Consider the following 13,961-nt stretch of genomic DNA (forward strand, 5'->3'; position numbering starts at 1 on the left):
CAATCGAATCTCCGCATGGAGAATTGGCACCATGCAAGATGAAAACATTCATCTTCCTATGAGCCTTCATGGGGTTTCTCGTAAGACGTTTTCCAAATATTCCCTCAATCAAATTTTGATATTGAAGAAACTGGGTCAGATGGCAATTATCTGACCTCGGCAAGCTACCTGAGCTGTCTAGATTGCTGGTTTTCGTGAGTTCCAGACGAATCCTATTTCGAACGCCTGAGCAAGGATTGCCCCATGGTCCAGTCTATTCACCTATTTCCTCGCCTTAATCACTCTTGCGGCCAAGCCCTGATCGACGCCTGCCTGCTCCCCGACAGCGGCGCCCGCAACATCGACAGTCTGCTCAACCAGCAAATCCTGCCAGTGCTCAGCCAGCAACTGCTGCAGCGCCAAGCCAACCAGCGCAAAGCCAAAGCCGTCACCCTCGGCTACAGCGCTGATGACGGTATCGCCCTGGAATTCAGCGAAGAGCCTTCGGCTCTTGAAAGCGCGGAGGTCTGACCATGCTCAACGAGATACGTACTTTCTTCGACCACAGCCGGCACACCGTCACGGTGGATGGCCAGAGCGCCCTGCTGGACGTCCTGGCGTTCTCCGGAACCGAGGCACTCAGTGAGACGTTTTGCTACGCCATCGAGGTAACCAGCCCCAATCTCGACATCGCTGCCGACACCATGCTCGGCAAGGACGCCAGCTTCAGCCTGCGTGCCGCGCCGCCGTCGGTGACCATCCGAGGCTTCACGCCGCCACCGGTCGCGCCGCTGCGTACCCTTCATGGCGTAGTAACCCGCTTCAAAAGACTCTCATCATCCCGTGATGAAGCGCGCTATGAGCTGACGCTTGAGCCGCGTCTGGCTTTGCTCGATAAGACGTGCCAATACCGCATCTTCCAGAACCAGAGCGTGCCCGAAGTGGTGGAGACCATTTTGCGCCGGCATGGATGGCGAGGGCATGATTTTCTCATCGACCTCGGCAGAACGTACAAGCAACACGATCAGTTGCTTCAGTACGGCGAATCGGACCTTGCCTACATCAAAAGACTCTGCGCCGAACGCGGAATCTGGTTTTCCTTCAGCATGGACGCGCGATTAAAAATCGATGTGGTCGAGTTCAAAGACTCGCCCATGCACTATGAGCGCGACATCATCCTGCCGCTGCGCCCCCTGAGCGGACTGGAAGCCACCGGCCAAGATGCCGTGTGGGGCCTGCAGGCCGATCACCAGATCATCCAGCAATTGGTCAGCACCCGCGCCTACTACTCGCGCGACGCCGGCGCCAACCTCGACGCCCAGGCCGACCTCACTCGCGGTGCCAGTACCACCTACGGCGAGGCCTACCACTACGCCGACGAGCATTACCAGACCCTCGGCGATCCCCTGGCACGTGGCGACGAAGAAGGCCACGCCGAAAGCGGCGTCTTCTACGCCCAGTTGGCCCACGAACGCTACCTGAACGACCAGCTCCGCCTCGAAGGTGTTAGCAGCAGCGCCGCCCTGGCTCCCGGCCACGTGCTCAAGGTGGAAGGTGGCGCATCCGCCGCGTTCACCGAAGGCGCGCTGATCGTCCGCACCCATTGCACCGCCGCCCGCGATCGCAGCTTCGAAGTGCACTTCGAAGCCATCCCCGACGGCAACATCGCCTTTCGCCCAGCGGTGCCGGCCAAGCCGCGCATCGCCGGCACCGTTCCCGCACGCGTCACCAGCCCGCAGCGGAATGACCCTTACAGCGACATTGATGGCGAAGGTAGGTACCGCGTCCAGTTCCTCTTTGACCGCGATACCTGGCCGGCAGGTCGCACGAGCATGTGGTTGCGCTTGGCGCGGCCCTATGCTGGCGATACCTATGGCCTGCACCTGCCCTTGCTGGCTGGCACTGAAGTGGCCGTAGCATTCGAGCAAGGGGACCCTGACCGCCCGTTCATCGCTCACGCCTTACATACGAATCTGCAGCCTGACCACGTCACAATCCGCAACCATAAGAGAAATATCCTACGAACTCCAGCGAACAACAAAATCCGCCTAGATGATACGCGTGGACAGGAACACATCAAGGTCAGCACGGAATATTCCGGCAAGAGCCAACTCAACCTCGGCCACCTGGTGGATGCGCAGCGCAAGCAGCGCGGCGAGGGCTTTGAGCTGCGTACGGATGGATGGGGCTCAGTACGTGCCGGCAAGGGTGTGTTCATCAGCGCCGATGTACAGCCTGGTGCCCAGGGTCAGGTGCTGGCCATGCAGGAAGCCGTTGCTCGGCTCAAGCAGGCCGGTGATGAAATCCAGAAGCTCTCCGCCGATGCTGAAACCGCCAAAGCCGACTCGGCAGACGTCCAGGCGCAACTCACCCTGCTCAGCGAACGCCTGGACAAGCTACAAGCCTCGGTGACGCTGATCAGCGCCCCGCAAGGCATGGCACTCACCAGCGGCCAGCACCTGCAACTGGCTGCCGAGCGCAACCTGATGCTCAACGCTGGCAACGATGCCGCCATGAGCGTGGTCAAGCGCCTGTTCATCGGCGTCGGCGAGGGCGTCAGCCTGTTCGTGCGCAAGGTCGGCATGAAGCTCATCGCCAACCAGGGGCCGGTGCAGATCCAGGCGCAGAATGACCGTATGGAAATTCTCTCCCGCATGGGGATGGACATCGTCAGCACCGAAGATGAAATCCATATCACCGCCAAGAAGAAAATCATCCTCAATGCCGCCGGCACCTACATCAGCATGGACCAGCACGGCATCGAATCCGGCACCCAGGGCGACTACCTGATCAAGTCGGCGCACTTCGATCATCAGGGGCCGGCCAATATGCCAGCGACCCATCCAGAGTACCCCAAGCTCGAAGCCGCGCAACGCCTCCGACTCCGCATACCTCAAGCCGCTACTGCCCCCCAGGCCACCTGGGCGGGCATGCCTTACACCCTTTATGCCGACGGCAAGGTCATGGAAAAAGGCGTGATGGATGACACCGGCTACCTGTCACTCGACCATCAAGTCGTCACCCAGCGCTACCGCCTCGAAATGAGCAGCGGCGTCACTTACGACGTTCCAGTGCCCACCCAATACCGCGATCCCGAGCGAGGAGCCTTGGCCAATAACGGCCTGCTGAACCACCCCTCGGAAACCGATAGCAGAGTTAAGCAGCCCGTCAAGCACACCGACGACCGTGATCTGTACGCGCGGGTTCTCAAACAACTTTCAGGCCGGAAAGGAGATCAGTCATGAGCCAGTGCGAACCTCGCGAGATCACTGTCCCTATTGCGCTCCAGCACACCAGTGAAGCTACCTGCATTGCACCCTGGTTCATACCGCGCACCGAGTACCATCCGGTGCCGGCGCTCTACCAGTATTTGATCAACGGCGAGGATGCTTTCGAGGCCGTCCACCAAGCCATTGCCAAGGCCAAAAAATCCATCGACATCATCTGCTGGGGTTTCCAGCCGTCCATGTACTTCATCCGTGACGGCAAGAGCCCTTCGATTGGCGAACTGCTCAAGCAAAAAGCCGCGAAGGGCATACTGGTGCGCGTGCTGGGCTGGGAGGCACCTTTCAACGCGGCCGGCTACGCGGGGGAAGCCAACCTGCCGGGCAAGGGGCCGCATCTCTGGGATCGTGCGGGGCAGACGGCGACGAATGACCAGTATGCCAAGGACCGTGAATGGTTCGCCGAATGTTCGACTTCCGGCGGGGTGGCCAAGGACCGGGTGAGTAAAGGACTTCCGGTCTTCGTCAGCCGCGGCTTCGGCTTCGCCGACCGGGCGGAGATTGTCTGGCGCGCGGCCAACGAGGCCCTGGACCCCGGTATCAGCACATCGACACTCTTCTCCTATTTCGCGGCACCCACCCACCACCAGAAAACCGTACTGGTCGACTACGAACTGCCTGATGACGCCGTCGGTTTCGTCATGGGCCACAACATGCTCGATGCTTATTGGGATAAAAACGAACATTCTGCCCTCAAGCGTCCCGATGAAAAAGGACACGGCAAGGACGCCTGGCCGCCAGACTGTGGCCCGCGTGGGAAGTGGCCGCGCCAGGACATCTCCAGCAAGGTCAAAGGCCCGATTCTGGAACACCTGCACCACAACTTCGCCACCGCCTGGGAAAAGGAAACCGGAGAAGACCTGATCGAAGCGCGGCAGGCCATGCAAGTGGCGGAGAAGCTTTCCTTCGAGCAGTGCGACGAAGGCAGCGACCTGATCATGGCGCAACTGCTGCGTACCCAACCCCAGGAAGGCAAGCGCGATATCGAACGGCTCTATCAGCGCGCCATCAACAACGCCACCCAGTACATCTACATCGAAAACCAGTACTTCCGCTGCCCGCCATTGGCCGATGCCATCCTCCAGACGGCGGCGCGCCAAACCGCCGACGGCCGCGACCCCGGCAAGCATGGTGCCCTGCACCTGTTCGTGGTCACCAACGCCAACGAAGAGGGTATCGGTCCCGGCACCGTCAACACCCAGCGCATGCTCGACGCCCTCGGGCGGGCCGACACCATTCCCAAGGTCACCAAGCTGATGCGTGGCGAGCCGGTGCAGGATGAACGATCCAAGCCGCGAAAGGCTGATCCAGCCCACCAGGCAACGGCGGAGCCGACCATCACCGACGACGACCCGCTACCCGGCGAGGATGCGGCCAAGCCCTACGGTTTCGAAGAACGCCCTGGCCTGAAAATTCACGTCTGCTCCCTGGTGGCCCCCGACTCCCCGCCAGGCAGACCGTGGATGCCGGTGTACATCCACTCCAAGCTGATGATCGTCAACGACGTCTTCACCACCCACGGCTCGGCCAATATCAATACCCGCAGCATGCAGGTGGACAGCGAATTGAATATTGCCCATGAGCGGTATGACGTGAGCAGGAGAATGCGGCGGGAGTTGTGGGAGCTGCATACCAATAAAATGGGGGCGCAGGATAATCCGAAGCTGGCCTTCGATGCATGGCAAGAAATTATCAATAAAAACAGCAGACGTCAGAATAACAAGAGAAAGATGGTTGGGCCTTGTGCTTCTCTCGTTGAATTCCATTATGACAAGCCTATCTTGAGCAATAAAGACTAATGAAAAAATTCCTGCTGCTGACCAGTATGCTACTGAGCGCCTGTGGCGTAGCCAGCTATGCTGTAACCTCACCAATCAAGGGGACTGTTGTGGATTCGCTCTCGAATATCAAAGCCAACTTGGATTTTACCTGCAAGTACGAAGAGCTCCCCAGGCCGACGACAGAGGCCGAAGTTTTGTTTCAGTACGCCCGTTGGCTGGAGAAGAATAACCAGCTCAAGCAAGATAAGATAGTAGATGCGCAGATCGAGCGATTTTACCGCATCGCCGCAGAGAATGGTCATGCCAAGGCTAATATAAATCTACAGAATGGAGCGTTGCGCAGCCACTATCAACTCAATGCTGATGAGCATTTGCGCATGAGTCAGAAATTGATTGATGAGCATGTGGCGACGGGGTATTTCTTCGTTGGGCTGTTCTTGCAGCGCGGGTTTGCGGGTTTAAAGAGAGATCCAGAGATGGCTCTGCGTTACTATCGTAAAGCGGCTGATGAGGGGAGTGCTGACGCACAATATTATGTTGGTGAAAAATTGGAGCCGAGTGATATTGCTCCTGAGGTTTCTATAAAGATGTATCGTTGTGCTGCAGAACAAGGGCAAGGTAAAGCGGCAAGGACATTAGGTGTCTATTTCCAGGAGGATGCGCAATACGATCAGGCACTTGGTGCATTCCAACTTGGAGTAAAGGCTGGCGATAGTACATCCGCATCGTTCATCTATAAGGGGTTTCGTAACCCCCCACAAACGAACGAACTGCACTACCTTGGCCAGAAAGAGGACGCCGAACGGGCGGATCGCTACGAAAAAATCTGGAGCATCCTCGCCGACTACTCCTACGCTAACCCCAAAGTCCCCGAGATCAACGAGATCGTCCCGCTGCCCCCGGCCAAGCTGCCGCCGTGGGACGGCAAGTTGAAATGGCTGGAAGAACGCGAAGCCAATATCCCGCCGCCCAAGCCCAGCGAAGCGCTGATCGAACAACTGGCCAAAGCCAAAGGCCTGGACCCCGCCACGGGTAAACCGCTGCCCGGCTCCCAGGCGTTTATCCGCACCGACAAATTCCAGATCTGCCACAGCGGCCAGGCTTGCCCGCGCGCCGGCTACTGGCGGGTGCACTGGCTCGCCGACCGCACCATCGTCAAGACCGAAACCATCCGTCAATTCAAGGAAGGCGACATCTTCCCGACTTGGGAGGTCAAGCGCTTCATCGTTCGCCCTTGGCCGCTGAAGGATAAAACCACCCTCACCAAAGAGCCGGTGGAATGGAGCTTCTACGGCGACGCTTAAGCGCGGGTGGGCCTGCGGGCTTTACCTAGTGCTGGCGGGCTGCGGCGGAGTGCCCGCTGCCCGTTCGGCGAAGCTGAAATCACTCTCACTCGTCAATGCCAACCTCTCAATGGGCCTCTAGCGGAGTAAGCAAACATGAAAGGCGTTATTCGCATCGGCGACAAAACCACCAGCGGCGGCAGCGTGCTGGAGGGTTCGCAAACCATGCGGTTCCACGGTGTCGGTGCGGCGCGGGTGGGAGACAAAGTGAGTTGTCCGGCCCACGGCCCGACGGTGGTGAACGAAGGGCATCCGGTGTTCAAGGATCACGGCGTGCCGGTGGCTTTCCATGGCCATCGCTGCGCCTGTGGCTGTGCACTGCTGACCTTGCTGCCTGAAGCGACGGCGAGCTGAACATGCCGGTCAGGTTGGACCGGGTGCCGGCGGCGGCCGTACGGCCAAGACCGCCGCGCCCATGGCTTTGGTTGCTGTGGCTGGTGCCGTGTTTGGCCTTGGGCCTGGGGCTTACCCTCTGGAAGGGAGGCGAGTCGCTGGGCCGTGAGCCGCTGAAGTTCTGGCTATTGGCCCTGGGCTTGCCCTTCCTGGCGTGGTGCGTGCTGCTGGGGCTGCGCCTACTGGCCTATCTGGGGGCAGACTCGGCTGCCGAGGGGTGGGATCGAGCACGGGAGGCGGAATTGTCGCGGTTGATGCGCCGAGGCCGTCGTTCGCAGCAGATACTGGCGGTCAGTCTGCGCACGGCGCTGGATGTCGGAGACGAGGGCGGCGGATTGCTCAAGGGCGGCAGCGCTATACGCGTTCGGTCGTCCTGGCAGGGCGACTCGGTGCGCCATAGCCGCCTTGTGGCCGATGAGGCGTTGCCGCTGGAGGAACAGCTAGGCGGCCAGCTTGCGTCGGTGCTGGGGGATCTGGCCGTGGCATTGGCGAAGCTGCCGGCGGACAGGCCCCTGGCGTTGCTGCTGGAGACCAGCAGTGCCCTCGAGGAGCAGCGGTTGGTCGAGGCATGGACCGAAGCCTGGCGATTGTCCGGCATCCAGCAAACCACGACACGATTGGAGGGCGCCGGGTTAGCGGTGATCGACCACTGGTTGGACCGGCGCATCGATGACCGGGCGTTGTTGCTGGTGGTGGCGTATCAGTTCGCACCCGAGTCGGTGGAGGGCTCCGCCGAAGCCGTGGTGGGGCTGCTGTTCGGCAATCGCCTGACGCAGTCGACGATTACGCCAATGGCCTATCTGCACCGTCCGGAAGCGGTGGGCAAAGCGACCACCGAGTCCTTGAGCCGGTCTCTCCAGCAGGCGTTGGACTGGGTGCCGTTGGTAGCTTCGCAGATTGCTGCTGTGTGGAAGGCTGGCAGCGATGCCGCCGGTGACCCACTCATCACTCAGGCTTTCGATAAAGCAGGGTTGCCAGTCAGCGCCTCCAAGGAGCTGCACGACCTTGATGCCACCTTGGGGCATGCCGGATGTGCAACTCCGTGGTTGGCCATTGCGGCGGCGGCAGAGTCGGTACGGGCAGGCGGTGGGCCACAGTTTATTTGTTCCGGCGAAGGCTCTGAGCGCGCTTGGGCCTGGTGTTCGGTGGTTATGCCGCCAGCTGTATAGGGATATGCAATGCGTAATCGTTCAATAGGATGGTGGGTGCTGGTTTGTGTAGGACTGCTGGCCGGTGGAGCGCTGTGTCTGCTGGTCTGGCTGCGGCCCGAGTGGCTGGGTGTACGCACCGACAGCGCCAAACAGATCCGTTGGCTGTTGGGGGCTTTCGGCCTGACCTTGTTGGGGATGTCCTCGGTCGGTGGTTATCGCTTGCTGGCTGGAGCCGTCGGCGCCTCTTCCTTCCTGCGTCAACGGGGAGATGATCGCCTCTCCGAAGAAACTGTCGGTGGGGCCGACAGTACCCAAGATGCCTCCCGATTTACGGCGCTCAAGCCTTATCTGCGTGAGCACTATGGACGCCGCTGGCGGGCCAAGGTGCGCTTGCTGCTGGTAGTGGGTGATGCCTCCCGAGTCGATTCGCTGGTCCAGGGGCTGACAGATCAGGCTTGGCTGGAAGGGCAAGGCACGGTGCTGATCAGTGGTGGTGATTTGCGCGAGTCCTGGTCACAAGAGCTTGTGGCCTGCCTGCGTGAATTGCGCTGGGGACGTTCATGCGATGGCATTGTCTGGGCGCTGGACGAAGCGGCCATCGAGGACACGGCGTGGTTGGGCAAGCATGCACGCCAGTTGTGGTGCCTTGCTCAGGAGCTCCACTGGAGCGCGCCGTTGTACCTATGGCAGGTCTGCCCCAGCGCTTGGGCGCAGACAGGGCGGGTCAGCCAGACGGTTGGGTGTCTTTTCCCACCTGAAGCATCGCAGGCACTGATCGAATCCTCGTTGCGTCAGTTGGTAGCGCCTTTGCGTGAGGAGGGTTTAGGGCAATTGGCGGTGCAGGCGAACCATGACTTCCTGCTACGCCTGTCCCGTGACCTTGGAGCATGGGGGATCAGCCGGTGGAGCGAGGCACTGGCTCCTGTCCTTAATCATGTGAATAGGGTTGTTACTCTTCGTGGACTGTTCTTCAGTCCGGCCGGGACAGCGTCGCTGACGGCAAACGAGCGCACTTGGTGGCCTGAATCGGTGTGGGACGGTGTGCTGAATGATCGGCAGTCACACGGACAACCTGTGGGTTGGACCTGGCTACGCAGCCTGCGCACCGCCGCCCTCTGCATTGCCGGCCTCTGCGCCCTGGCCTTCCTGCTGTCTTTCGCCAACAACCGCAGCCAGATCGCCACGGTGGAGTCGGCGTTGGCGACCCTCAACACGCCGGGCGATGCCGATGCTCAGCTCAAGGCCCTGCACGAACTGACGCGCGAAATGGCGCGTCTGGATTACCGTCGCGAGCATGGTGAACCCTGGTACCTGCGCTTTGGCCTGAGCCAGAACGATGCCCTGCTGGCGGTGCTCTGGCCGCGCTACACCCAGGCCAATAACCGCCTGATGCGCGATGTCGCCACCAAGCACCTGGAGCAACAACTGACGGACCTCGCCGCCTTACCGGCAGACAGCCCCGAGCGTGCGTCACGGGCGGAGGAGGCTCACGCCCAGCTCAAGGCCTATCTGATGATGGCTCGCCCGGAAAAGGCCGACCCGGAGTTCCTGACCAAGGTACTGACCCGCGAGGAACCTGAGCGGGGCGGTATTTCCCAGGGCTTGTGGATAGACCTCTCGCCGAATCTCTGGGCCTTCTACGCGCAGCACCTGGCAGCGCACCCCGAGTGGCGCGCGCAGACTCAACCCAGCCTGGTGTCTCAAGCCCGGCAAGTGCTGCTCGGCCAATTGGGCCAGCGCAACGGCATGTCCAACCTCTACCAGCAGGTGCTGGACCGCGCGAGCAACAACTACGCGGCCATGACCTTGCTGGACATGGTCGGCGAAACCGATGCGCCGATGCTGTTCGATACCCCCAACACGGTGCCGGGCGTGTTCACCCGTCAGGCCTGGGAGGGCCAGGTGCGCAAGGCCATCGACGAGGTGGCCGAGGCCCGCCGCGAGGAAATCGACTGGGTGCTGAGCGACCAGCAAAGCACCCTCGACAGCGACCTGAAGCCTGAGGTGCTCAAGGCGCAGTTAACCGAGCGCTACTTCCAGGAGTTCAGCGATGCCTGGCTGGCGTTCCTCAATAGCATTCGTTGGCGCAAGGCTGACAGCCTCTCCGACGCCATCGCCCAGTTGACCCTGCTCAGCGATGTGCGCCAATCACCGCTGATCGCCTTGATGAACACCCTGGCCTACCAGGGCAAGACCGAGGTCAAGGGCGAGGCGCTCTCCGACTCGCTGATGAAGTCCGCGCAGCAGTTGCTGGACAAGGACAAGCAGCCGGTGATCGATCAGAAGGCCGCCGGTCCTCAGGGGCCGCTGGATACCACCTTCGGCCCGCTCCTCGCACTGCTGGGCAAGGAGAAAGCCTCGGCAACCGCCGGCAGCGATAACCTCAGCCTGCAGGCCTTCCTCACCCGCGCCACGCGGGTGCGCCTGAAGCTGCAGCAAATCACCACCGCCACCGATCCGCAGGCCTTGACCCAGGCCTTGGCGCAGACGGTGTTCCAGGGCAAGAGCGTGGACCTCACCGACACCCTCGACTACGGCAGCCTGATCGCCGCCAGCCTGGGCGCGGAATGGAATGGCTTTGGCCAGAACCTCTTCGTGCAACCGCTCAACCAGGCCTGGGAAGGTGTACTCCAGCCCTCGTCGGCCAGCTTGAACCGCCAGTGGCAGCGGGCAATCGTCGGCAACTGGGAGCGCTCCTTCGACGGCCGCTATCCCTTCGCCGTCAGCGGCAGCGATGCCTCGTTGCCCATGCTAGGCCAGATGATCAGGTCTGGTACCGGGCGTATAGACCAGTTCATCAGCTCGCAACTGGGCGGTGTGTTGCACAAGGAGGGCAACCGCTGGGTGCCTGATAGCGCCAATAGCCAGGGCCTGCATTTCAACCCGCAGTTCCTCAAGGCGGTGAACCAGCTCAGCGAGCTGGCGGACATCCTCTACACCGACGGCGGCATGGGCATGACCTTCCAACTGCAGGCCAAGCCGGTGCGCAGCGTGGTGGAGACCACCTTCATTCTCGATGGGGTGAAGTTGGAGTACTTCAACCAGATGGAAAGCTGGCAGCAGTTCACCTGGCCGGGCGGCACCGACCATCCCGGTGCGTCGTTGAGCTGGACCAGCATCAAGGGCGGAGCACGGCTGTTCGGCGACTACTCCGGCGTCTGGGGCCTGATCCGTCTATTCGAGCAGGCTCAGGTGACGAGGCTGGACGACAGCAACTCCTTGTTCGAGCTGGTGCTGACCGCCCCGGACAAGCTGCCGCTGACCTGGCACCTGCGCACCGAGTTGGGCAGTGGGCCGCTGGCTTTGCTGCAGTTGCGGGGTTTCATGCTGCCGCAGGAAATTTTCACTACGGGCTCGATGGCGTTGTCGTTGGATGACGAGCGTATGCCGGAATTGTTGTAGGTCGGGATAAATGGAAAAAAGCACAGCGATCCAAAACGCTTTGAAGCGGCTGCAGTTCACCTGCCTGGATGAGTGGGCAGGAGGAGAGAAGCCGCATCGCTTCCGTTGCAGCCAAGGGCATACCTTCACGCACCTAGGCAAAGTGCTGTACACCATGAAGGAGTGCGTCCAGTGCAGCGACGACAAGAAGTTGCTGCGGCTCCAGCGCAAGGCGGATGAAGACGGCAGCGAGTTGCTGGACACGCAGTGGACTGGATGGAGCAGCCATTACCGCTTTCGTTGCCGGAAAGACCCGAGCCATGAATGGCAGCGGCTGAACAGCATGGCGGTGACAAACAGCCAGTGCCCACATTGCGCGCCTAGGGGCCGCAAGCGTTCTGCTGACGGTCTGCAGCGCTTGCAAGACTATGCCCGCGAACGTGGAGGGGAATGTTTGTCGCCATCCTATCTGGGGATAACACAAGCGCACCGCTTTCGCTGTTCTAGCGGGCATACCTGGGAGGTGGTGGCCGGTGTCGTCCTAAAAAGCAATCGATGGTGTCCGACGTGCAGAGGGAACCTCGCCTTCAGTATTGAAGATGCCAAGCGCAGTGCTCAGCAACGTGGCGGCGATTTCCTCTCGGAGCAATACCTCAATATCAAAACCTACTACAGCTGGCGTTGTGCACAGGGGCACGTCTGGCAAGCCCCATACAAAACTATTGTCGCAGGCAGTTGGTGCCCTCTTTGCTCATTTGAAAATCGCAAGCTCGGCGTCCAGTCCCTGCAGCAAGCGGCTACTGAGCGTGGAGGGAAATGCCTGTCGACGACTTATCACACGTCGGTGACCAAATACCGGTGGCTATGCGCTAAGGGGCATACCTGGAGCTCCACGCTGCAGCACGTGCGGCAAGGAAGCTGGTGCCCGACCTGCTACCACATGTCGCGGACAAAGCCTGGATCTCTTGCCTGGCGACGCTACCAGACGCACCAACCCCGAGATTGAGGCTGTGCCATACGAGAAGGGATGCAGGACACACCGATGAGTTTGCAAGGACTGATATCCACCTGCCTGGATGGGCAAGATGCCGTGGCGCTGGCCAAGGCTCAGGTAGGTCAATGGGAAGCCTGGCTGGAGCCGATCAACCAGACGTCAGTCGTGGGGCAAGACCCCGGCTACGACGACGATTTCCAGCACATGCGCGAGGAGGTCAACAAACTCTCCGGCGCGGACGTGGAAAAGGTGATCGGGCTGGCGGAGCAGTTGCTCAAGCAGCGCTGCAAGGACCTGCGCATCGCCACCTACTACCTCTGGGCGCGCACGCAGCGCGACGGTGAAGCGGGGCTCGCCGATGGCCTGGAACTGGTCGCGGCGATGCTCGAACGCTTCAACAAGCAGGTCCTGCCGACTCGTCCGAACAGCCGGCGCACCGCACTGGAGTGGGTGGCCAGCGGTAAGGTGCTGGACAGCCTGTCGCTGTTTCCCGAGGTCGTCAAAGCCGAGGCACAGCGCACGGTCGCCGCGCTGGCCTGGCTGGAGCAGATCGTGTCCGCATGGCCGGAGAGCGAGCGGCCGGGCTTGGGATCGCTGTATGCAGCTCTGGCTGCTCGTTTAACCCAATCAGGCGGCGTGAATGCCCTGGTGCCGCAGAACAGTGCCGCGCACAGCGAGCCGGCGTCCCAATCGGCGGCCCCGGTCCTGGCGGCGATCAAGTCCGGCCGCGATTTGCTGGACAGCGGCAAGGCCTTGGCCAACTACCTGCGCGACCAGCCCCAGGGCTGGCTGGCGGCGCATCGCCTGCTGACCAGCCTGCGCTGGGACACTGTGCACCAGTCGCCGCCGCAGGAGGCCAATGGCAATACGCGCCTGGTGCCGCCGCGTACCGAGTACCGCGCGCAGCTCAAACGCCTGTACCTGCAGCAGAGCTGGACCGAGTTGCTGGACCAGGTGGAGCGCATGTACGCCGAAGGGGTGAACCACTTCTGGCTGGACCTGCAGTGGTACCTCTGCCAGAGCCTGAGCAAGCTGGGTGTGCCGTACGAAGGCTGGGCGGACATCATCAAGCGCGACCTGGGCATGTTCCTCGATCGCTTGCCGGGCATCGAGCAGTTGCGCTGGAACGACGGCACGCCATTCGCTGATGAGCCTACGCGCGATTGGATCATGCAGCACGTCAGCGGCAATCAGCCGGCCGCCTGGATGTCCACGCCGATCCCGGCCAGCTCGTCCACGGATGACATTCTGGCCCTGGAAAGCGAAGCCCTGGCTCAGGCCGATAGCGACGGTGTCGAGGCGGCATTGGCTTGGCTGGCGGCACGCCCCGATGTGAACACCGGTCGGCAACGATGGCTGCTGCGCCTGCTCATGGCGCGCGTAGCCGAGCAGTACGGCAAGACTGATCTGGCGATTCACCTGCTGGGCGAACTCGACAGCGTCGCCCAGCAACAGCACCTGCACGCCTGGGAGCCCGAGCTGGGCTTCGAGGTCAAGGCTCGCCTGCTCAAGCTGCTGCGGCAAAAGGCCCAGCGCAACGACATGGACAAAACCGCACTCGCGCAGCGCATGGAGCATCTGCTGGCCGCGCTGGTGGCGGCCGACCCGGTACGCGCCGCAGTGCTCTGTGGCTAAGCCTCTCTTACTTTCAGGAT

At 61.3% G+C, this 13,961-nt stretch carries 8 protein-coding genes and 1 pseudogene; all 9 read left to right on the plus strand.

Features of this window, described 5'->3' with window-relative positions; genetic code table 11:
• Positions 1–273: 273 nt before the first annotated feature.
• Positions 274–510, plus strand: a pseudogene (locus tag RS899_RS11525) (hypothetical protein); the annotation flags it as partial.
• 2 nt (positions 511–512) lie between these two features.
• On the plus strand, positions 513–3,224 hold the full coding sequence (locus RS899_RS11530) for a type VI secretion system tip protein VgrG (RefSeq protein WP_315809987.1): 2,712 nt from the start codon (positions 513–515) through the stop codon (positions 3,222–3,224).
• Entirely contained in the window at positions 3,221–5,062 is a 1,842-nt protein-coding gene (locus tag RS899_RS11535; RefSeq protein ID WP_315809988.1) for a phospholipase D-like domain-containing protein, read from the plus strand. The genes RS899_RS11530 and RS899_RS11535 overlap by 4 nt, the downstream gene beginning before the upstream one ends.
• Positions 5,062–6,348 carry a sel1 repeat family protein gene (locus RS899_RS11540; protein WP_315809989.1) on the plus strand — a complete coding sequence of 429 codons (1,287 nt, stop codon included), beginning with the start codon at positions 5,062–5,064 and terminating at the stop codon, positions 6,346–6,348. Before RS899_RS11535 ends, RS899_RS11540 begins: the two co-directional genes overlap by 1 nt.
• A 135-nt stretch (positions 6,349–6,483) precedes the next feature.
• Complete coding sequence (locus tag RS899_RS11545; protein ID WP_315809990.1) at positions 6,484–6,741, plus strand: PAAR domain-containing protein; 258 nt, start codon at positions 6,484–6,486, stop codon at positions 6,739–6,741.
• Positions 6,742–6,824: 83 nt separating this feature from the next.
• Positions 6,825–7,949, plus strand: coding sequence for a hypothetical protein (locus RS899_RS11550; protein WP_315810428.1), 1,125 nt, complete (start codon positions 6,825–6,827; stop codon positions 7,947–7,949).
• A 1,056-nt stretch (positions 7,950–9,005) separates the two neighbouring features.
• The gene (locus RS899_RS11555; protein WP_315809991.1) at positions 9,006–11,333 is read left to right on the plus strand and encodes an ImcF-related family protein; all 2,328 of its coding nucleotides are present in this window, start codon (positions 9,006–9,008) and stop codon (positions 11,331–11,333) included.
• A gap of 10 nt (positions 11,334–11,343) precedes the next feature.
• Entirely contained in the window at positions 11,344–12,318 is a 975-nt protein-coding gene (locus RS899_RS11560) for a hypothetical protein (protein WP_315809992.1), read from the plus strand.
• A gap of 36 nt (positions 12,319–12,354) precedes the next feature.
• Positions 12,355–13,941 carry a type VI secretion system protein TssA gene (gene tssA / locus RS899_RS11565; protein WP_315809993.1) on the plus strand — a complete coding sequence of 529 codons (1,587 nt, stop codon included), beginning with the start codon at positions 12,355–12,357 and terminating at the stop codon, positions 13,939–13,941.
• The last annotated feature ends 20 nt before the right edge of the window (positions 13,942–13,961 follow it).

The sequence above is a fragment of the Pseudomonas sp. C9-3 genome (assembly GCF_032392015.1).
In the GTDB taxonomy this organism is placed as follows: Bacteria; Pseudomonadota; Gammaproteobacteria; order Pseudomonadales; family Pseudomonadaceae; genus Pseudomonas; species Pseudomonas nitroreducens.